The organism is Rhodanobacter soli, assembly GCF_040548735.1.
In the GTDB taxonomy this organism is placed as follows: domain Bacteria; phylum Pseudomonadota; class Gammaproteobacteria; order Xanthomonadales; family Rhodanobacteraceae; genus Rhodanobacter; species Rhodanobacter soli_A.
This window is the reverse complement of record NZ_JBEPSD010000002.1, coordinates 125280-146554: the sequence shown is the minus strand read 5'-3', so window position 1 is coordinate 146554 and position 21275 is coordinate 125280. Positions and strand designations below refer to the sequence as shown.

The window sequence follows — 21275 nt, the reverse complement described above, 5'->3', positions numbered from 1 at the left end:
CGAGAATCCGCGCTTTGCCGTCGCGGGAATCCGGGCGTGAGTCCAGCCGAACAGACACCGATCCGCGACGGCGAACTGATCGCCGCCGTGGACATGGGCTCGAACAGCTTCCACCTGGTGGTGGCGCGCATGGAACACGGCGAGCCGCGCGTGATCGACCGACTGCGCGACACCGTGCGGATGGCCGCCGGCCTGCGCGCCGACGGTACCCTGGATGCCGAACGGCGCGCCCGCGCGATGGCCTGCCTGGCCCGTTTCGGCCAGCGCATCGCCGGCCTGCCGTCGATACGGGTGCGCGCGGTGGCCACCAACACGGTGCGCCGGCTGGCCTCGCCGCAGACCTTCCTGACCACCGCCGAGGCCGCACTCGGCCACCCGATCGAGGTGGTCTCCGGGCGCGAGGAAGGCCGCCTGATCTTCCTCGGCGCGGCGCACGACCTGCCCGCCTCGCGCGAACCGCGGCTGGTGATCGACGTGGGCGGCGGCAGCACCGAGTTCATCATCGGCCGCGGGCTGGCGCCGCTGCACACCGAGAGCGTGCAGGCCGGCTGCATCGCCTCGACGCTGCGTTTCTTCCCCGGCGGCAAGCTCACCCGCAAGCGCTGGCAGCGCGCGCGCAGCGAGATCGGCGTGCTGCTGCAGCAGTTCGCCGAAGACTTCCGCGAGTCGGGCTGGCAGGACGCCTACGGATCCTCCGGCACCGCCAAGTCGATCGGCGCGGTGGTGCAGGCGATGAAATTCTCCGACGACGGCATCACGCCGGCCTCGCTCGCCGCGCTCAGCGACGCGCTGATCGAGCATGGCCAGATCGGTACGCTGAAGCTGCCCGGCCTGGTCGAAGAGCGCGCGCCGGTGATCGCCGGCGGCGTGGTGATCTTCGAGGCGGCCTTCGCCGCGCTCGGCATCGAACGGCTGCGCGTATGCGAAAGCTCGATGCGCGAAGGCCTGCTGTGGGACCTGCTCGGCCGCGCCGGCGGCAGCGACCCGCGCACCGCCAGCATCGACGCGCTGGCCACCCGCTACGGCGTGGATCGCGCCCAGGCGCGCCGGGTCGAGTCGACCGCCCTGCTGCTGTTCGACCAGGTCGCGCGCGCCTGGAAACTGGACTCCGATGCCCGCGAGTGGCTGTCGTGGGCCTCGCGCGTGCACGAGATCGGCCTGGCCATCGCGCATAGCCAGCACCACCACCATGGCGCCTATATCCTGCGCCACGCCGACCTGGCCGGCTTCTCGCGGCAGGAGCAGCAGTTGCTGGCGGCCGTGGTGGAGATGCACCGGCGCAAGCCGGACAGGGCGGTGGTCGCCACCTTGCCGCAGCGCTATCGCCAGCTGGCCCGCTACACCACCGCCCTGTTGCGCCTGGCCGTACTGTTCCGCCGCGCACGCCGTGCCGAGTCGTTGCCGCAAATGCGCCTGGCCGCCAGCAGCAAATCGCTGCGGCTGACCCTGCCGCTGACCTGGTTCGAGCAGCACCCGCTCAGCGAAGCCGATCTGCAGCAGGAACAATCGCCGATGGCCGAGTTGGGCATCAAGCTGGACATCTCCAGCAGCTGACCGCGCCGACAAGCCAGGTTCCGCCGCGGCCGCGTATCATGTCCTGACGCCCAGACCATCTTGATGCCCATGTTGAAATCCCTGCTCGCCACGCTGCTCCTGATCCTGCCGCCGACGCTGGCGGCACAGACCGTCAAACCGGCGCCAGCCGCCGCCACGGCCGCCACGCCACCGCCGCAGGTCGTGCTGCGCACCTCGCAGGGCGACATCACGCTGGAGCTGTACCCGGACAAGGCGCCGAAGAGCGTGGCCAATTTCCTGCAATACGTGCGCGACGGTTTCTACGACGGCACCCTGCTGCACCGTGCCATCCCCGGCTACCTGGTGCAGGGCGGGCTGTACACCCGCGACCTGCAGCCCAAGCGCACGCGATCGGCCGTCGCCAGCGAGGCGGACAACGGCCTGTCCAACCTGCGCGGCACCATCGCCGTCGCCCGCGGCGCCGACCCGAATTCCGGCACCGCGCAGTTCTTCTTCAACCTGGTCGACAACCGCCGGCTGGACTTCGTCGGCAACCAGAGCGGGCTGACCTGGGGCTATACCGTGTTCGGCAAGGTGATCAAGGGCATGGACGTGGTCGACAAGATCGCCGCGCTGCCCACCCGCGCACTCGGCCCGTTCGCCGGCGACGTGCCGAACCCGCTGGTGCTGATCGAAAGCGCCCACGTGATCGGTGAGGAAACCCCGGCTCCCGCCGCCAGTACGGAAGCACCAGCCACCGCCGCGTCGGCACCGACCCGGCCCGCCGCCGCCAAACCGGGCAGGAAAGCGGCCAAGCCGGCCAGCAAGGGCTGACATCACGATGGCCACCCTGTTAATCGCCGACCTGCACCTGGATCCCAGCCGCCCGCAGATCACCGACCTGTTCGAACACTACCTGGCCAGCGATGAAGTCCGCCACGCCGACGCGCTGTACATCCTCGGCGACCTGGTCGAGGCCTGGGTCGGCGACGACGACGACGCGGAGTTGCCCGCGCGCATCGCCGCCGCCACCCGTGCCGTGCGCGACGCCGGCGTGCCGGTGTACTTCATGGTCGGCAACCGCGACTTCCTGCTCGGCCAGGCGTTCGCCGCACGCGCCGGCCTGACCCTGCTCGACGACGGCACCGTGCACGACATCCACGGCCGCCGCACCCTGCTGATGCACGGCGACGTGCTGTGCACCGACGACATCGCCTACCAGGCCGTGCGCAGACAGGTGCGCACGCCCGAGTGGCAGGCGCAGATTCTGGCGATGCCGCTGCAGGCCCGCCGCACGTTCGCCGCCAAGGCGCGCGAAGACAGCAAGGCGCACACCGGCAACACGATGGAAAGCATCATGGACGTCAACGCCGACGCCGTAGCCGAAACCATGCGCAAGGCGGGTGTGACCCGGCTGATCCACGGGCATACGCATCGCCCGGCCGTGCACGATTTCCAGCTCGACGGCGCGCCCGCGCAGCGGATCGTGCTGGGCGACTGGTACGAGCAGGGGTCGGTGCTGCGGGTGGATGCGGACGGGGCCGAACTGTGCGGGCTGGCAGTGAAATGAAGCGCCTCGTGCAGGACCACCGGGGCATGGTGGCCGGATGAGTGCGTCGCCTGGCCTCCTCGGCGACACGGCGGCTCGCGACTACTCGCACAAGCTGCACCTTTTCAATGCGTTCGCGGAACCCGAACTTCGCCGGGTCATCGCCAGCCTGGACCTGAAGCCCGGGGCGCGCGTCCTCGATGCGGGATGCGGTACTGGAGAGGTGCTGCGCTGGCTCTCCGATGAAGTCGGGCCCGATGGTGCCATCGTCGGCATCGATCTGGCGACGGCGCACGCAGCAGCAGCCCGCGCGAGCGCCCCGGCGACGGCGCTGGTGCTGCAGGCGGACCTGCTGAAGGCGCCGCTCCGCAGCGAGAGCCTCGACCTGATCTGGTGCATGAACACGATCAACCACCTGCACGATCCGGTCGCCGGAGCACGGCAGCTGGCCTCCCTGCTGCGTCCCTCCGGCCGTATCGCGCTGTGCCAAAGCTCGGTGCTGCCCGACATGTATTTTGCCTGGGACGCGAGGCTCGAGCGCCTGGTCAACGAGGCGGTGCGCCAGTACTACCGCGACCGTTACGGCGTCAGCGAGCGGGATCTGGCAGCGATCCGATCCCTGGTCGGCGTGTTGCGCCAGGCGCAGTTGCACCACGTCAGCGCGCAAACGTTCGTGATCGAACGCGTATCCCCTCTTGGAGCGGCGGACGAGGCCTATCTGACCGAGGCCATTTTCCGCAACACCTGGGGAGCACGGCTGCAGCCGTACCTGTCAAGCGACGACTACGACGAGCTCACGCGTCTTTGCGACCCGCAGCATCCGCAGTTCGCCCTGCGTCGACCGGATTTCCACTTCGTGCAGACGTTTACGGTGGTGGTTGGGGAGCGGTGATTGGTGGTGATGAGGCGGCGGCATCGCCGCGTACCTGGACGATTTATCGGCGATGTACCAGATCGATTGGCGCTGATCGAAAGCACCATTTGACCGGCGAAGAAGCCCCAGCTTCCACCGAGGGCCCACGCACCACCTCTCTCGACCGGATTTGCAAAGCGCTGCTTCGACGGGGTGCGAGGTAACGTGAAGTCTGCGCGGGATTGTTCGGCCCATCCTCGGGCCTCACCCTTCCGCGCTGCGCGCTCCAGGGCCAGCCTGCGGCTGTCCAAAATTGTTCCGGACAATTTTGTCGAACCGTAAGGGTTCGTCCACCACCTCTCTCCGCCAGATACGCAAAACGCCCCTTGCGGGGCGCTTTGCGTATCTGGCGGAGAGAGAGGGATTCGAACCCTCGATAAGGTTTTTGACCCTATACTCCCTTAGCAGGGGAGCCCCTTCGGCCACTCGGGCATCTCTCCGGGGTTTTCTTCGCAGTGCTGCGGAGCCGGCAAGGATACCGACCGACGAGGACGAGGTAAAGCCTTAATTCACGCGATCAATGTTCGGCGGAATCGTCGGCGGGCGCGCCACTGGTGTCGTGCTCGCCCTTGATCCGCTGATAGATCTCTTCGCGATGGACGGCCACGGTTTTCGGCGCATTGATACCGATGCGCACCTGATTGCCTTTCACGCCAAGAACGGTAACGGTCACCTCGTCGCCGATCATCAGGGTTTCACCGACCCTGCGGGTCAGAATCAACATGATTGCTACTCCATAATGCTGTTGGTCACAGGCCTGCGAATCGACGGAGCCTCACCCCTGAGCACCGTCCTTCCACAGTTCGACGATTGATCCGCCGAAGGCCCTACCGCCTTCCCGGCTCACAGCCAAAACACTCCTGAGCGTCCTGACTGGCGATACAACCGTTTCCGGTAGCATCGACACCTGGTCGATAGTACTTGAGCCTTATTCGTAAGCGCAACGCGTCCGAATCCTGCCAAATAGCCCGCCGTTCATGCTCCGAACGAGCTACTGGGCCGCGATCCACTCGGGCAGGGCCGACAGGATCGCCGGCAAATCCGGCGCATCGGTTCCACCGCCCTGGGCCATGTCCGGGCGCCCACCGCCCTTGCCGTCGATCTGCGCGGCGACGTGCGCCACCACGCCGCCGGCCTTGATCCGGCCCAGCGCCTTGCCGTGCACCCCGGCGATCAGCGAGACACGGCCATCGGCCGCACCGGCCAGCAGGATCACGCAGTCGCCCAGTTGCTGTTTGAGTTGGTCCACGCTGTCGCGCAGTGACTTCGCGTCGAGCCCTTCCAGACGCGCGGCGACCACCTTGATGCCATCGACATCCTGGGCGGAACCGGCTAGATCGGCCGTGGCGGAACCCGCCGCCTTGCTGCGCAGCGATTCCAGTTCGCGCTCGAGCTTCTTCTGGCGGTCGAACAGCTGGCGCAGCTTTTCCACGGCCTCGTCGCCGCTGCTGGAAAGCAGCTGCGAGAACTCGGCCAGGCGACGCTCCTCGTCGGCCACCCAGGCCAGCGCGCCGGCACCGGTGACTGCCTCGATGCGGCGCACCCCGGAAGCCACGCCGGCTTCGCTGACGACCTTGAACAAGCCGATGTCGCCGGTGCGCCCGACATGGGTGCCGCCGCACAACTCGGTGGAGAAGTCGCCCATCTTCAGCACGCGCACTTCGTCGCCATATTTCTCGCCGAACAGGGCCATCGCGCCGAACTCGATCGCCTGGTCGTAGCCCATGTTGTGCACCTCGGCGGCCGCGTTGCGGCGCACCTCGGCGTTCACCAGCGCCTCGACCCGGGCCAGCTCGTCATGGCTCATCGGCTTGAAGTGCGAAAAGTCGAAACGCAGCCGTTCCGGCGCCACCAGCGAGCCCTTTTGCGTGACATGGTCGCCCAGCACCTTGCGCAGCGCTGCATGCAACAGGTGGGTGGCGGAATGGTTGAGCACGATCGCCTGGCGCCGCGACGCATCCACCCGGGCCTCGACCACGTCGCCGGTACGCAGCGGCTGTCCGCCATGCCAGCGGCCGGCATGACCGAAGAACACGCCGCCCATCTTCAACGTATCGCCGACCTCGAAGCGGCCGGCCGCGCCGGACAACGTACCGGTGTCGCCGACCTGGCCGCCGGATTCGGCATAGAACGGCGTGCGGTCGAGGATCAGCAGGCCGTCCTCACCTTCGCCCAGCTGCTCAACCTGCTTGCCGCCGCGCACGATGCCTAGCACCTTGCAGCCTTCACTCTGCAGCGCCTCGTAACCGAGAAAAATGGTGGGCTTGAGCTGGCTGGCCAGTTCGGCCGGCATCTGCCCCTTGGCTTCGAAGCGGCCGGCGGCGCGGGCGCGTTCGCGCTGTTCGTTCATGGCCTGCTCGAAGCCGGTCATGTCCACTTCCAGGCCGCGCTCACGCGCGATGTCGGCGGTGAGATCGACCGGGAAGCCGTAGGTGTCGTACAGGCGGAAGGCGTCGGCGCCGGGGATGGTCGCGCCCGACTTCGCCGCCACCTCGTCGAACAGGCGCATGCCGTGCTCCAGCGTCTCGCCGAAACGATGTTCTTCGGTACGCAACGCGTCCTCGACGAACGCCTGCTTCGCCGGCAACTCGGGATAGGCTTCGCCCATTTCCTCGACCAGCGGCTGCACCATCTTCCAGAAGAAGTCGCCGCGCACACCGAGCATCCAGCCGTGCCGCAAGGCGCGGCGGATGATCCGACGCAACACGTAGCCGCGCCCCTCGTTGGACGGCAGCACACCGTCGACGATCAGGAAGGAACAGGCGCGGATGTGGTCGGCGATCACGCGCAGCGACTTGTTGCCCAGGTCCTTCATGCCGGTCAGCTCGCCGGCAACGCGGATCAGGTGCGCGAACAGGTCGATCTCGTAGTTCGAATGCACGTGCTGCAGCACCGCGGCGAGGCGCTCCAAGCCCATGCCGGTGTCCACGCACGGCGCCGGCAACGGGCTCAGCGTGCCGTCGGGCGCACGGTCGAACTGCATGAACACCAGGTTCCAGATCTCGATGTAGCGGTCGCCGTCCTCGTCTGGCGAACCAGGCGGGCCGCCGGCGATCTCGGCGCCGTGGTCGTAGAAGATCTCGGTGCACGGACCGCACGGGCCGGTGTCGGCCATCTGCCAGAAATTGTCGGAAGCATACGGCGCGCCCTTGTTGTCGCCGATGCGCACGATGCGTTCGGCCGGCACGCCGACCTGCTTGTTCCAGATGTCGAAGGCCTCGTCGTCTGTGTGATAGACGGTGACCCACAGCTTGTCCGCCGGCAGTTTGAAGACTTCGGTCAGCAGCTCCCACGCGTAGGCGATCGCGTCGCGCTTGAAGTAGTCGCCGAACGACCAGTTGCCCAGCATCTCGAAAAACGTGTGATGGCGCGCGGTATAGCCCACGGCGTCCAGGTCGTTGTGCTTGCCGCCGGCGCGCAGGCAGCGCTGCACGTCGGCTGCGCGCACGTAGGACAGCTTCTCGCTGCCCAGGAACACGTTCTTGAACTGCACCATGCCCGAGTTGGTGAACAGCAGGGTCGGGTCGCTGGCCGGCACCAGCGAGCTGGACGGCACGATGGTGTGGCCCTTGGAGCGGAAGTAGTCGAGGAAGGCGGAGCGGATTTCGGAGGTTTTCATGCGGATCAAAGGTGGCAGACGATAAAGGCCACGCCGCGGCCAGGCCGCCCGACCCGTCAACCCGTCATCGTTGGATGATGGATTTCAGGAAATATCGTCGGCTTCGTCCACATCGGCGTGGGTAACACTTCGTACTGTGGCGGCGGCAAAGCCGCGGCGCAAGAGGAATTGCGCCCGCCGGGCACGCTCGGCGGGATCCGCCGTGCCTGCACCGCCATAGCGGCGGCGCAACTGGGCGGCGGCCGAAGCCTCCCAGTCGACCTCGGCCTCGTCCAGCAGTTCGCGGATGCGCGCATCGGCCAAGCCGTGGCTTTTCAGCTCCACGCGCAGGCGCTGCGGACCGTAACCCTGGGCGATCCGGCTGCGCAGCAGCACCTCGGCGAAGCGGTCGTCGTCCTGGTAATGCTGTTCGCCGAGCCGGTCCAGCGCGGCGGCAGCTTCATCGCCCTCGTAACCGCCCTGGCGCAGCTTGGTCTTCAGCTCCTTGCGCGAATGCTCGCGGCGCGCCAGCAAGCCCAGCGCCTTGTCGTACGCGCTGCGCTTCGGCCTGGCCGGATCGTCCTTGCCGGGCGGGCGCTTCATGGCCACGCAAACGGACATGGCCCGGACGAGCCGGGCCATGTCTTCCGCCGGGGAACGCCAACGGTCACCGCTCAGACTTCCTCGAGCGCCTCTTCCGGCGCGGCGGGTGCCGGCTTGCCGACCGGCACCAGCAGGCGCTCGCGCAGCTGCTTGTCGATCTCGTTGGCGATCGCCGGGTTGTCGCGCAGGAACTGGCGCACGTTCTCCTTGCCCTGGCCGATGCGGTCGCCGTTGTAGCTGTACCAGGCGCCGGACTTGTCGATCAGGTTCTGCGCCACGCCCAGTTCGATGATCTCGCCCTCGCGCGAGGTGCCCTCGCCGTACAGGATCTCGAACTCGCACTGGCGGAACGGCGGCGCCACCTTGTTCTTGACCACCTTGACGCGGGTTTCCGAACCGATGATCTCGTCGCCCTTCTTCACCGCGCCGATGCGACGGATGTCCAGGCGCACCGAGGCGTAGAACTTCAACGCGTTGCCGCCGGTGGTGGTCTCGGGGCTGCCGAACATCACGCCGATCTTCATGCGGATCTGGTTGATGAAGATCACCAGGGTGCCGGACTTCTTGATGTTGGCGGTGAGCTTGCGCAGCGCCTGGCTCATCAGGCGGGCGTGCAGGCCGACGTGGGAGTCGCCCATCTCGCCCTCGATTTCCGCCTTCGGGGTCAGCGCGGCCACCGAATCGACCACGACCATGTCCACCGCGCCCGAACGCACGAGCATGTCGGCGATTTCCAGCGCCTGCTCGCCGGTGTCCGGCTGCGACACCAGCAGGTCGTCGACCTTGACGCCGAGCTTTTCGGCGTAGGTCGGATCGAGCGCATGCTCAGCGTCGATGAACGCAGCGGTGCCGCCGGCGCGCTGGCAGCTGGCGATCGCCTGCAAGGTCATGGTGGTCTTGCCGGACGACTCCGGCCCGTAGATCTCGACCACGCGGCCACGCGGCAGGCCGCCGACGCCGAGCGCGATATCCAGGCCCAGCGAACCGGTCGAGACCGTCTCGATCGCCTCGTTCACACGATCGCCCATGCGCATGATCGCGCCCTTGCCGAACTGCTTTTCGATCTGGCCGAGGGCGGAGGTGAGCGCCTTGCGCTTGTTGTCATCCATCGTCTGTATTCCGGTTGGGCTGTGAATGGGTTGCATGATGCCCGGATCGAATCTCACCGGCTGCGATCAAGCTGGCGCGATCACGGATGATCGGCACTGACGCGGCCAGTATCCCACACCGGTCAAGCCGGTCTGGCGGCAGATGGCGCGTCATTCCGTCAGCGTTCTACGCAAACCGATGAGCGCCGCCGCCACGGTCTGCCGCCGCACCGCCTCGCGGTCGCCCGGAAAGTGGAACAGCTGCGCATGGCCGTAGCCGCCGCGGCGCTTCCAGCCGATCCAGACCGTGCCGACCGGTTTGTCCGGGGTGCCGCCCGATGGCCCGGCGATGCCGGTCACCGCCACCGCCACGCCGGCACCAAAGCGCGCCAGCGCGCCGGACACCATCTCCAGCACGGTTTCCTCGCTGACCGCGCCGGTGTGCTCCAGCGTGCGCGGGTTGACCCCGAGCAGCGCCTCCTTCGCCTCGTAGCTGTAGGTCACCACGCCGGCATCGAACCAGGCCGAACTGCCCGGCAGGTCGGTCAGCGTCTTGGCGATCCAGCCGCCGCTGCAGGACTCGGCCGTCACCAGCATCAGCCGGCAGCGTTGCACCTCGCCGGCCACCTCGCCGGCCAGTGCCAGCAACTCGGCATCGGTAGGAACAGACGACAACTCCATGCGAGACTCCCGGACTTGAACGAAACTTTGCGCCACGCGCAGGGGCACCGTTCTACCTGTTCCGCGCGACCACGCCAAGACTTGCATTGCATGAACCAAGACGATCTCACCAAGCACACCCCGTTCATGCGCCAGTACCTGTCGGCCAAGGCCGAGCACCCGGACGTGCTGCTGTTCTTCCGCATGGGCGATTTCTACGAGCTGTTCTACGACGACGCGCGCAAGGCGGCGCGACTGCTCGACATCACCCTGACCCAGCGCGGGCAGTCGGGCGGCGCGCCGATTCCGATGGCCGGCGTGCCGTATCACGCGGTGGAAAACTACCTGGCGCGGCTGGTGCGGCTCGGCGAATCGGTGGCCATCTGCGAACAGATGGGCGACCCGGCGCTGGCCAAGGGCATCGTCGAACGCAAGGTGGTGCGCATCGTCACCCCCGGCACGGTGACCGACGCGGCGCTGCTGGAGGAACGCCGCGACAACCTGCTGCTGGCGATCGCCGCCGGTGCGCATGGCGCCTACGGACTGGCCTGGGTCGACCTCAGCAGCGGCCGCTTCCTGCTCAGCGAAGTACCGAACGCCGAAGCGCTGGCCGCCGAACTGGCGCGGCTGCAGCCGGCCGAGACCCTGGTCGGCGAGGACGTGGCCTGGCCGAAACTGGTCAGCGCCCTGCCCGGCCTGCGCAAGCGGCCGCCGTGGCACTTCGACGGCGATGCCGCAAAACGCGAACTGAACCGCTTCTTTGGCACCCGCGACCTCGGCGGCTTCGGCGTGGACAAGCTGCCGCTGGCGGTCGCCGCCGCCGGCTGCCTGCTCGGCTACGTCGAGGAAACCCAGAAAAGCGCGCTGCCACACCTCACCGGCATGGCGGTGGAAAGCGCCAGCGAGACGATCGCGCTGGACGCGGCCACGCGCCGCAACCTGGAACTGGATACCCACCCCAGCGGCCGCACCGAACACACCCTGCTCGGCGTGCTCGACGAGACGGTGACACCGATGGGCGCGCGCCTGTTGCGCCGCTGGCTGACCCGCCCGCTGCGCGCGCGAGATCTGCTGCGCCAGCGCCACCAGGCGATCGGCACGCTGATCGACAGCCGCCGCTGCGAGCCGCTGCGCGAAACCTTGCGCGGCATCGGCGACCTGGAACGCATCCTCGCCCGCGTGGCGCTGCGTTCGGCGCGCCCGCGCGATTTGTCCACCCTGCGCGACGGCTTGCTGGCCGCGCCGGAATTGCGGACGCGCATCAAGGATCTGGACAGTCCGCTGCTGCACACCCTGGTCGAACGCATTGGCGACCACGCCGACAGCGCCGCCCTGCTCGCCCGCGCCATCGTCAGGCAACCGCCGGTACTGCAGCGCGACGGCGGCGTGATCGCCGACGGCCACGACGCCGAACTCGACGAACTGCGCCGCCTGTCCACCCACGCCGACCAGTACCTGGTCGAGCTGGAGGAACGCGAGAAGGCCGCCAGCGGCATCACCACGCTGAAGGTCGGCTACAACCGCGTGCACGGCTACTACATCGAGATCACCAAGGCGCAGTCGGACAAGGCGCCCACGCACTACACGCGCCGGCAGACCACGAAGAACGCCGAGCGCTACATCACCGAGGAACTGAAAACATTCGAGGACAAGGTGCTGTCGGCGAAGGAACGTTCGCTGATGCGCGAACGTGCGCTGTACGAGGCGCTGCTCGACACGCTCACCGAGAAACTCGAACCGCTGAAAACCGCCGCCGCCGCGATGGCCGAGCTGGACGTGCTGGCCACCCTGGCCGAGCGGGCCGAAGCGCTGGACTGGAGCGCACCCCAGCTCACCGACGAACCCGGCATCGCGATCGAGCGCGGCCGCCATCCGGTGGTCGAGAAAGTTCGCGACGAGCCGTTCGAACCGAACGACCTGAAGCTCGACGACACCCGCCGCATGCTGGTGATCACCGGCCCGAACATGGGCGGCAAGTCCACCTACATGCGCCAGAACGCGCTGATCGTGCTGCTCGCGCACATCGGCAGCTACGTGCCGGCGGCGAGCGCCGTGATCGGCCCGGTCGACCGCATCTTCACCCGCATCGGCGCCGGCGACGACCTCTCGCGCGGCCAGTCCACCTTCATGGTGGAGATGAGCGAGACGGCCAACATCCTGCACAACGCCACGGCCGACAGCCTGGTTCTTATGGACGAGGTCGGCCGCGGCACCAGCACCTACGACGGCCTGTCGCTGGCCCGCGCCGCCGCCGTGCATCTGGCGCGCAACAGCCGTGCCTACACCTTGTTCGCCACCCACTATTTCGAGCTGACCGAACTGGCCAACGAGTTCGCGGCGATCGCCAACGTGCACCTGGACGCCGTGGAGTACGGCGAGCAGCTGGTCTTCATGCACGCGGTGAAGGAAGGCCCCGCCAACCGCAGCTTCGGCCTGCAGGTGGCGGCGCTGGCCGGCCTGCCGAAATCGGTGATCGCCGATGCGAGACGCACCCTGGCCGAACTCGAACGCGGCATGCACCAGCACGCCAGCACGCCAGCGCCGGCCGCCGAGTCCTCGCCACAGCTGGGCCTGTTCGCCCCGGCGCAACCTTCCGCCGCCGAGCGCGCGCTGGAACAGATCGACCCGGATGCGCTGACCCCGCGCGAGGCGCTGGAAGCGCTGTACCGCCTGAAACAGCTGGGCTGACCATGACGGCAACCGACGTTGCCGCCACCACCTTGCGCTAACACCTCATCGGCGATGCTGGCCTGACGGGGCTCGGCAGCAGTCGTGTCATCCATAGGCGGGGGCTATGGAACACATCCAGACTTTCGAATTCCATTTATCGCCACGCCTGCGTAGTTTGACCGAATGTCCAAGCCTCACAGGAGCCCGCCATGAGACAGAACCGCAAGACGCTGACCACCGACGCCGGCGCCCCCTTGGCCGACAACCAGAACAGCCTCACCGCCGGTCCGCGCGGCCCGCTGCTGGTGCAGGACGTGGCGCTGTTCGAGAAGCACGCGCATTTCAACCGCGAGCGCATCCCCGAGCGCGTGGTGCACGCCAAGGCCTCGGCCGCGTTCGGCACGCTGACGATCACCCACGACATCACGAATTACACCCGCGCCAAGGTGTTCAAGCCGGGCACAGTCACGCCGATGCTGGCGCGGTTCTCCACCGTGGCCGGCGAGCGCGGCGCGGCGGATGCCGAGCGTGACGTGCGCGGCTTCGCGCTGAAGTTCTACACGGAGGAAGGCAACTGGGACATGGTCGGCAACAACACGCCGGTGTTCTTCATCCGCGACCCGTACAAGTTCCCCGATTTCATCCACACGCAGAAGCGCGACCCGCGCACGAACATGCGCAGCGCCACCGCGATGTGGGACTACTGGTCGCTGTCACCCGAGTCGCTGCACCAGGTCACCACGCTGATGAGCGACCGTGGCATCCCCGCCACGCTGCGCCACATGCACGGCTTCGGCAGCCACACCTACAGTTTCTGGAACGACAAGGACGAGCGCTACTGGGTGAAGTTCCACTTCAAGACCCGGCAAGGCATCAAGAACCTCACCAATGCCGAGGCAGCGACGCTGATCGGCAACGATCGCGAATCGCACCAGCGCGACCTGTACGAGGCGATCGAGCGCAAGGATTTCCCGCAGTGGACGCTGTACGTGCAAGTGATGCCCGAGGCCGACGCGGAGAACACCTGGTACAACCCGTTCGACCTGACCAAGGTGTGGCCGCACAAGGACTACCCGCTGATCGAGGTCGGCGTGATGGAGTTGAACCACAACCCGGACAACTACTTCGCCCAGGTCGAGCAGTCCAGCTTCTCGCCGGCGAACGTGGTACCCGGCATCGGTTTCTCGCCGGACAAGGTGCTGCAGTTCCGCCTGTTCTCCTACGCCGACGCGGCGCGCTACCGGCTCGGCGCCAACCACGACCAGCTGCCGGTGAACCAGCCGCGCTGCCCGGTGCACAACTACGCGCGCGACGGGTCGATGCGCTACGGCGACAACGGCGGCGGCAGCGTGAACTACGAGCCGAACTCGTTCGGCGGCCCGGTCGAGGACCCCTCGGTGAAGGAGCCGCCGCTGCGGATCTCCGGCGACGCCGACCGTTACGACCACCGCGTCGGCAACGACGATTATCGGCAACCCGGCGACCTGTTCCGCCTGATGGGCGACGCGCAGAAGCAGCAGTTGTTCGACAACATCGCCGCGGCGATGCAGGGCGTGCCGGAAGAAATCATCCGCCGTCAGCTCGGCCACTTCGCCAAGGCCGACCCGGCCTATGCGGCAGGCGTGGCCAAGGCGCTGGGGCTGGCGATCTGACCCGAACCGTCAGCCGATGCCGTGAACCACCTGCAAGGTGGCTTGCGGCATCGCTGTCGCGCCGGCCCGATGCGGCGTGGCATCCGCATCGGGCATCGCGATATCGGGAATGTCGGCCAGGTCGTCGGCGGACAATTCCTCGGCCGACAGCACCGGCGGCGCCAGCTCGACCTGCACCGGCGGCAATCGGCCGGCGAGCCGCCCCGACTGCACCAGTTGGCCGATGCGCAGATACACCTCGTCGCGGCCAAAGGGCTTCTGCATGAAATCGTCGGCACCGAAGCGCTGCACGTAGAACTGCTCGGTTGCCTGCGGGTTGCCGCTGATCATCACGATCGGGATGTCCCGGGTCAGCGGGTCGTGGCGCAGCGCGCGCAACACCGCAAACCCGTTCATGCCCGGCATCACGATGTCCAGGAAGATCAGCGCCGGCTGCTCGCTGCGGGCCAGTTCGATCGCATCCCTGCCCTCGGTGGCCTTGAGCACGGCGTAGCCGTCCTGGCGCAGCATCTTGCCGAGCACGGCGCAGATCGTGGGCGAATCGTCGACCACCAGCATGCGCGCGCCCAACGCCGTCTGCAGATGCGCTTCATCGCGAGGCTCGGCCGCGTGGCTGCCGAGCAGGCGCTTGAAGAAACCAAGGCCATTCATCAGTGCGTGTCCGTCCATGCGAGCCCTCCGGCCTTGTTGGGATGGCGCAGTAACGCCAAGCCCGTGGATTTGCGTGGATATTCCCGCAGATACGGGCCGCAATCTGCGATGCACTGCTCAGCGCTGATCCTTGAGCCGCCGCAATTCGCGCCGCGCCTGCTTGTCCGGCCGCTTCAGCGGCGCGTTCGCGCCGACCAGCCGATGCTGTTCGCGCGCCGCCTCGCGGGCGGCGCGGCTGGCGTCGGTCTCGCGGTACAACGTCTGCGCCACGCTGGCCGGACCGCGTTTGTCGGACAGCACCAGCAGTTCGACTTCCAGGCGCTCCTCGCCGCGGCTGATCTTCAGGCGGTCGCCCACGTGCAGTGTCTTGGCCGGTTTGCAGCCGGCGTCATTGACGTCGATGCGACCACCTTCGATCGCCTGCCGGGCCAGGCTGCGCGTCTTGAAGAAACGCGCCGCCCACAGCCATACGTCGGCACGCGTATCGGTCATCGGGATGGTGTGTGGCTTGTTCATCGCGGGGATTATCGCGCCCCCGCGAACGCGGTAGTCATGCCTGCCCGGTGGGTGGCACGATCAGGTCCTGCGGGTCCGGCATCGCGATGTCCGGGATCGCGGCGTGTTCGGCGGCGGTGTGTTCGGGCGCGCCGGGCAGCGATTCCTCCGCCGTGCGCTGGCGCACCACCAGCCGGCCGCGGCGCGTGAGGTGCTCGATGCGCGCGAACACCTCGCTGCGACCGAACGGCTTCTTCATGAAATCGTCGGCGCCGAAACGCTGCACGTAGAACTGTTCGGTCGCCTGCAGGTTGCCGCTAATCATCACGATCGGGATGTCGCGTGTCAGCAGGTCGTGGCGCAACGCGCGCAACACGGCGAAACCGCTCATGCCGGGCATCACGATGTCGAGGAAGATCAGGTCGGGGCGTTCCGTGCGCGCGATTTCCAGCGCGCTTTCGCCGTCGGCCGCCTTCAGCACCACGTGGCCGTTCTGCGCCAGCATCTTGCCGAGCACCGCACGGATGGTAGCCGAGTCGTCCACCACCAGAACCCAGGCTTCCTTCGGTTCGCCGCTGCGGGGCACCGCACGGCGCTCGCCGTGTTCGTTGCCGAACAGGCGCTTGATCAGATCGAAACCGGCCATGACACGAGCTCCCCCTGCCCATGAGATTCCGGCGCTAGTCTCGGGGCAGCGCAGGCAGGACGCAAGCTGCGCTAAGCCCCGAGCAGCAGGTTGCCCAGCGGGATGGTGAGCAGCGACAGCACGATGCCGGCGCCCAGCACGGTATTTGCCAGGGTCGGTTCCAGATCGTACTCGTCGGCCAGGATCGTCGCCGACACCATCGGCGCCATCGCCGCCTGCAGCACGCCGACGGTCAGCACCAGTCCACCTACGCCGGCCGCCGTGCCCATCGCCCAGCACGCCAGCGGCGCCAGCAGCAGCTTCCAGCCCAGGCCCACGCTGGCCGCGCCAAGCTGCTGCTGGCCCGGGTGGAACTTGAACTGCAGGCCCACCGAAAACAATGCCAGCGGCGTCAGCGTGGCGCCGATCGGCCCGAACACGCCGTCCAGCAGTGCGGGCCAGCCGCCGCCCAGGCCGGCCACGATACCCACCAGCAAGGCGATGAACGGCGGAAACGTGCCGATGCGCCGCGCGATCAGGCCCAACTGCGGCTTGCGCCCGGAATAGATCGAGGCCACCACGATGCCGGCCGAAGCCAGCACCGGGAAGCAGCCCAACTGGTCGGCCACCACCGCCAGCGCCAGGCCTTCCTTGCCGTGCAGCGCCTGCATCAGCGGGTAACCCATGAACGAGGTGTTGCCCAGGCCGCACACCAGGATCAGCGCCCCGGTGCGCTGCCGCGACCAGCCCAGCCGCGGCCCGAGCAGGCCGAACAGCAGCCAGGCGCCGCCGAAGGTGAGCCACATCGCCGCCACCGGAAACCACAGCTGCGGGTCGAACCTCACCTTCGGGATCAGTTCCAGCACCAGCGCCGAAAGCGCCACGTTGAGCACCCACCAGTTGATGCCCTGCACGATCCCCACCGGCGGTTTCGCGTAGCGCGCCACCAGGGTGCCGAGGATCAGGCAGGCGAACAGCAGCAGCATCGCACTCATGGAACGGGGGCACCGCAGGGGAAAGCTGGGCATTATAGGGATGGCACGTCGCGTGCCGATGGTGGTCGAACGTGATGCCCCGTCCTTTCGGGGATAATCCACGGCCTGTCCTGCCTGCGGATACCGCGCCATCCCATGAACGACCCGCTCCACCTCGCCCACGGGCTGGCCGGTGACAACACGCCGCCGGACTGGCCGCCGCTGACCGCCGGCGAGGTCGAGACGCTGCTGCGCGGCTACCCGGCGCTCGGCGCGCCGATCCGCCTCGGCTGGCACAGCCCGCGCCCGCTGTCGGCGGCGTGCCTGGTCGAGACGGAGCACGCCACCGTCTTCGTCAAGCGCCATCACTGCAGCGTGCGCTCGGCCGCCACGCTCACCGAGGAACATCGCTTCATCACGCACCTGCGCGACCACGGCATGCCGATCCCGGCGGTGCTGCGCGATGCGCGGGAACAGACCGCGGTAGCGATAGGCGACTGGATCTACGAGGTGCACGAGCGCGCCGCCGGCATCGACCTGTATCGCGAGGCGATCTCGTGGGAACCGCTGCCGAACCACGCGCACGCGCTCAGCGCCGGCCGCATGCTGGCTGCGTTGCACGACGCGGCCGCGGACTACCGCGCGTCCCAGCGCGACACCCATATCCTGGTCGCGCGCAGCGAGCTGATCGCTGCGCGCGATCCCGTCGCCGCGCTGCGCGCGCAACTGCCGCAGCGGCCCGGTTTGGCCGACTACCTGCGCGGTCGCGACTGGCAACTCGACTTCACCGAACTGCTCGCTCCCTGGCACGCCGCCGCCCAGCCGCGGCTGGCGCAGCAGGCGCGGCTATGGACGCATGGCGACTGGCACGTTTCCAACCTGTGCTGGAGCGACGGCGGCAGCGACGCGCGGATCAGCGCCGTGCTCGATTTCGGCCTCGCCGCCGCCAACTTTGCGCTGTTCGACCTCGCCACCGCGATCGAACGCAACGCCATCGCCTGGCTGGCGCTCGACAGCGGCATCGACGCCGCCCATCCCGACGTCGCCCGCGCGCTGATCGAAGGCTACCGTCGGCAACGTCCGCTGCAGGCGGCCGACCTGCGCCTGCTGGCGGACCTGCTGCCGCTGGTGCATGTGGATTTCGCGCTGTCCGAGGTGGAGTACTTCCACGCCATCACGCATTCGCGCGCGAACGCCGACGTGGCCTACGACACCTTCCTGCGCGGCCACGCCGCGTGGTTCCATACACCGGCCGGCCAGGCCATGCTGCAGGCCATCCGCGAACCCGGCTGACCATCGCGCGGCAATTCGTGGTTCAATAGGCGTTCTTGAAGCGGGGGTGCCCGGCGTTGCCGGGCTGAGAGAGTCCCTTGGAACCTGACCCGGTTAGTACCGGCGTAGGGAGCTTGCAGATCCGGCATGTCCTCGCGACAGCCGGGTCGCCGTCGCTTCGTCCGTACCCACCGACGACGACGATGACGATGCCTCTCTCCCGCACTCCCCTGATCCTCGCCCTGCTCTCGGCCATGGCGCCCGTCCATGCCGGCGACACCACCAGCGAACCGCAGACCACGCGGCTGGCGCCGGTGCACGTGGAAGCCGACACCACCAAGGGCTACCACGCCGACAATTCGCAACTGGACACCTTCGGCAGCTTCGGCAATGCACCGTTGCAGGACACGCCCGCCGCGATCACGGTGATCACCCGCGACCAGATCGACGACCGCCAGCCGCGCACGCTCAGCGAGCTGGCGCGTGCCGACGCCGCACTCGGCGACAGCTACGCGCCGGTCGGCTACTACCAGGACATCGCCATCCGCGGTTATGCGCTGGATCCGGCCACCGGCTTCCGGTTCAACGAAATGAGCATGGCCGGCGAACAGCTGCAGCCGCTGGAAGACAAAGAGCGCGTGGAAATCCTCAAGGGCCTCGGTGGCCTCGAAGCGGGCGTGGTCGCGCCGGGCGGGCTGATCAACTACGTCAGCAAGCGCCCGGCCGACGCGCGCAGCGCCACCGTCGGCACCGACTCGCACGGCTCGCGTTACCTCGCGATGGACGTGGGCGCCTGGCTCTCACCCAGCTTCGGCGTGCGCGTGAATGCCGCCCACGAGGACATGAACTCCTACGTCCGGCACGCCGATGGCCGCCGCACGTTCCTCTCGCTGGCCGCCGACTGGAAGATCGGCTCGAACGCCACGCTGCGGCTGGACACCAACTACCAGACCAGCGGGCAGCGCTCGGTCTCCGGCTACCAGCTGCTCGGCGGCAGCATGATTCCGGCGCACCCCAGCCGCACCCGCATGCTCGGCTTCGAACCATGGCAGCGGCCGGTGGGCATCGACGCCAGCAACAACACGCTGCGCTTCGACTACCGCTTCAACGACCGCTGGAGCGCGCAACTGTCGGCCGGCCACAGCCATGTCGTGATCGACGACAACGTGGCGTTCGCCTACGGCTGCTTCTACTCGCCCGACTGCGCCAGCGGCGCCACGCCCGGCTGGTTCTTCGCGCCGAACGGCGACTACGACGTCTACGACTACCGCAGCCCCGACGACACCCGCGTCAACGACGAGGCACGTGCCGTATTGAAGGGCTCGTTCGACACCGGCCCGCTCAACCACGAAGTCAGCCTCGGCGCCAGCGCGTTCCGTCGCACCATCGACCGCCGCCCCTACGTTTACGACTACGTCGGCACCGCCAATATCGACGAAGTCGATCCGCCCTATTTCGCGCCGTCGCCGAACCAGCCCGGCGCGTCGGCACGCCGGCTGACCAGTTGGCAGCATTCGGTGTTCGCGCTGGACCGCGTGCATCTCGGGCCGCAGTGGCAGGTGCTGCTCGGCGGCCGCTTCGTGCGCCTGCACGAGCGCGCCTATGACGACACCGGCGCACCCGAACGCGACACCCGCCTCGGCAAGGCGCTGCCGCAGGCGGCCGTGCTGTGGCAGCCCACCACGCAACTGACCACCTACGTCAGCTACAGCGAAAGCCTGTCGCTGGGCAACGAGGCGCCGTACTGGACCTCGAACGGCGGCACCACGCTGGCCCCGCTGCTGGCGCGCCAGGCCGAAGCCGGCGTGAAGTACGCCTGGAGCGACGCACTGAGCCTTTCGGCCGCGCTGTACCGCCTCCGCCAACCGTACCAGTTCGCCCGGCCGGACAGCACCGCCGAAGGCTTCACCTTCGTGCAGCAGGGCAACGAGGTGCACAGCGGACTGGAACTCAACGCGGCCGGACAAGTCACCGACAACCTGCGCCTCACCGCCAGCCTCAACCTGATCCAGGCGCGTGCCGAGGACACCGGCGCGCCGGCCTACGAAGGCCACCAGGTGGTCAACGTGCCGCGCCTGCGCAGCGCGTTGTATGTCGACTACCGCCTGCCGTTCGCGCCCCGGCTCGGCCTGCTCGGCGGCTGGCGCTACGCCAGCCCCAACGTGGCCACGCCGAACGGTTTGACCCGCGTGCCGGCCTACAACGTGTTCGACGCCGGCCTGCGTTACGCCAACCAGTGGAACGGTCATGCGCTGACCTGGCGGCTCAGTGTCGACAACGTGTTCAACCGCTTCTACTGGCGCGACACCGGCAGCTCCGGCGGCGACAGCTACCTGTTCCCGGGCGCGCCGCGGCTGGCCCGGCTCTCCTTGACCGTCGCGTTCTGACATGACCTGGGTCGAACTCATCGCCGCGCTGGTCAGCGCCTGGGCCGTCTGGCTCACCACCCGCCGGCGTCCGTGGTGCTGGCCGGTGGGGCTGATCTCGGTGCTGGTCTACGCGTGGGTGTTCGTCGACGCGAAGCTCTACTCCGACGCGCTGCTGCAGCTGGCGTTCGCGCTGCTGATCGGCTACGGCTGGTACCGCTGGCTGCAGCACATGGGCGAGGACGGCCGCGTGGAAGTGGCCGCACTGCCACGGCGGCAGGCGATCGTGCACCTGGCGCTCGGCAGCCTCGGCGCGCTGGCGCTGGGCGCGTTCATGCACTACCGAACCGACGCCGCCCTGCCCTGGCTGGATGCGGCGCTGACCGCCTTCAGCCTGGTCGCGCAGTGGTGGCAAGCGAAGCGGCACGTCGCCGCGTGGTGGCTGTGGATCGTGGTGGACGTGATCTACGTGGGCGAATACGTCTACAAGCACCTGCTGATCACCTCGGTGCTGTACGCGGGCTTCGTGCTGCTGGCGGTGATCGGCCTGCGCGCATGGCAGCGCGTGGACAAGGCACCCACGCCGCCTCTCCCCATCTCACCTCATTGAAGCTCGTGGCGGCACCGGACATCGCTCCCCGGAA

18 protein-coding genes, 1 tRNA gene and 1 riboswitch are annotated in these 21275 nt (G+C 68.0%); of the genes, 9 read left to right on the top strand and 10 right to left on the bottom strand.

The genetic code is table 11. The features are described 5' to 3' along the window. Positions 1–36: 36 nt before the first annotated feature. From ABIE04_RS11505 to ABIE04_RS11490, 4 genes are all read left to right on the top strand, one after another. On the top strand, positions 37–1554 hold the full coding sequence (locus tag ABIE04_RS11505; RefSeq protein WP_354550169.1) for a Ppx/GppA phosphatase family protein: 1518 nt from the start codon (positions 37–39) through the stop codon (positions 1552–1554). Positions 1555–1623: 69 nt separating this feature from the next. Continuing rightward, entirely contained in the window at positions 1624–2349 is a 726-nt protein-coding gene (locus ABIE04_RS11500) for a peptidylprolyl isomerase (RefSeq protein ID WP_354550167.1), read from the top strand. A 7-nt stretch (positions 2350–2356) separates the two neighbouring features. Continuing rightward, positions 2357–3085 carry a UDP-2,3-diacylglucosamine diphosphatase gene (locus tag ABIE04_RS11495; RefSeq protein WP_354550165.1) on the top strand — a complete coding sequence of 243 codons (729 nt, stop codon included), beginning with the start codon at positions 2357–2359 and terminating at the stop codon, positions 3083–3085. A gap of 37 nt (positions 3086–3122) precedes the next feature. Continuing rightward, positions 3123–3956 carry a class I SAM-dependent methyltransferase gene (locus tag ABIE04_RS11490; protein ID WP_354550163.1) on the top strand — a complete coding sequence of 278 codons (834 nt, stop codon included), beginning with the start codon at positions 3123–3125 and terminating at the stop codon, positions 3954–3956. A 368-nt stretch (positions 3957–4324) separates the two neighbouring features. Here the strand turns inward: ABIE04_RS11490 and ABIE04_RS11485 are convergent. From ABIE04_RS11485 to ABIE04_RS11460, 6 genes are all read right to left on the bottom strand, one after another. Continuing rightward, positions 4325–4417: transfer RNA gene (locus ABIE04_RS11485), tRNA-Ser, on the bottom strand. A gap of 77 nt (positions 4418–4494) precedes the next feature. Continuing rightward, positions 4495–4701, bottom strand: coding sequence for a carbon storage regulator CsrA (gene csrA, locus ABIE04_RS11480; RefSeq protein ID WP_354550161.1), 207 nt, complete (start codon positions 4699–4701; stop codon positions 4495–4497). Positions 4702–4968: 267 nt separating this feature from the next. Further along, entirely contained in the window at positions 4969–7596 is a 2628-nt protein-coding gene (gene alaS, locus ABIE04_RS11475) for an alanine--tRNA ligase (protein ID WP_354550159.1), read from the bottom strand. Between the two features lie 84 nt (positions 7597–7680). Next, positions 7681–8217, bottom strand: coding sequence for a regulatory protein RecX (locus ABIE04_RS11470; protein WP_436410381.1), 537 nt, complete (start codon positions 8215–8217; stop codon positions 7681–7683). A 32-nt stretch (positions 8218–8249) separates the two neighbouring features. Then, on the bottom strand, positions 8250–9287 hold the full coding sequence (gene recA, locus ABIE04_RS11465; protein ID WP_056384821.1) for a recombinase RecA: 1038 nt from the start codon (positions 9285–9287) through the stop codon (positions 8250–8252). Positions 9288–9437: 150 nt separating this feature from the next. After that, positions 9438–9947, bottom strand: coding sequence for a CinA family protein (locus ABIE04_RS11460; protein WP_354550154.1), 510 nt, complete (start codon positions 9945–9947; stop codon positions 9438–9440). 90 nt (positions 9948–10037) lie between these two features. Between ABIE04_RS11460 and mutS the strand changes: the two genes are divergently transcribed. Together mutS and ABIE04_RS11450 are read left to right on the top strand one after the other, a co-directional pair. Next, positions 10038–12614, top strand: a complete 2577-nt coding sequence (gene mutS, locus ABIE04_RS11455; protein ID WP_354550152.1) for a DNA mismatch repair protein MutS — start codon at positions 10038–10040, stop codon at positions 12612–12614. Positions 12615–12805: 191 nt separating this feature from the next. Then, positions 12806–14248, top strand: a complete 1443-nt coding sequence (locus ABIE04_RS11450; protein WP_354550150.1) for a catalase — start codon at positions 12806–12808, stop codon at positions 14246–14248. Positions 14249–14257: 9 nt separating this feature from the next. On the opposite strand, the gene ABIE04_RS11445 is transcribed toward ABIE04_RS11450, so the two are convergent. The 4 genes from ABIE04_RS11445 to ABIE04_RS11430 form a co-directional block, all read right to left on the bottom strand. Next, complete coding sequence (locus ABIE04_RS11445) at positions 14258–14917, bottom strand: response regulator (RefSeq protein ID WP_354550148.1); 660 nt, start codon at positions 14915–14917, stop codon at positions 14258–14260. Between the two features lie 99 nt (positions 14918–15016). Continuing rightward, entirely contained in the window at positions 15017–15415 is a 399-nt protein-coding gene (locus ABIE04_RS11440) for an RNA-binding S4 domain-containing protein (protein ID WP_354550146.1), read from the bottom strand. 34 nt (positions 15416–15449) lie between these two features. After that, on the bottom strand, positions 15450–16040 hold the full coding sequence (locus ABIE04_RS11435) for a response regulator (RefSeq protein WP_354550144.1): 591 nt from the start codon (positions 16038–16040) through the stop codon (positions 15450–15452). A 71-nt stretch (positions 16041–16111) separates the two neighbouring features. Then, positions 16112–17005, bottom strand: a complete 894-nt coding sequence (locus ABIE04_RS11430; RefSeq protein WP_354551439.1) for an AEC family transporter — start codon at positions 17003–17005, stop codon at positions 16112–16114. 144 nt (positions 17006–17149) lie between these two features. Between ABIE04_RS11430 and ABIE04_RS11425 the strand changes: the two genes are divergently transcribed. From ABIE04_RS11425 to pnuC, 3 genes are all read left to right on the top strand, one after another. After that, on the top strand, positions 17150–18286 hold the full coding sequence (locus ABIE04_RS11425; protein WP_354550142.1) for a phosphotransferase enzyme family protein: 1137 nt from the start codon (positions 17150–17152) through the stop codon (positions 18284–18286). Between the two features lie 32 nt (positions 18287–18318). After that, a riboswitch (TPP riboswitch) is annotated at positions 18319–18414 on the top strand. A 54-nt stretch (positions 18415–18468) separates the two neighbouring features. Continuing rightward, on the top strand, positions 18469–20652 hold the full coding sequence (locus ABIE04_RS11420; protein ID WP_354550140.1) for a TonB-dependent siderophore receptor: 2184 nt from the start codon (positions 18469–18471) through the stop codon (positions 20650–20652). A gap of 1 nt (position 20653) precedes the next feature. Next, positions 20654–21241, top strand: coding sequence for a nicotinamide riboside transporter PnuC (pnuC, locus tag ABIE04_RS11415; RefSeq protein ID WP_354550138.1), 588 nt, complete (start codon positions 20654–20656; stop codon positions 21239–21241). The last annotated feature ends 34 nt before the right edge of the window (positions 21242–21275 follow it).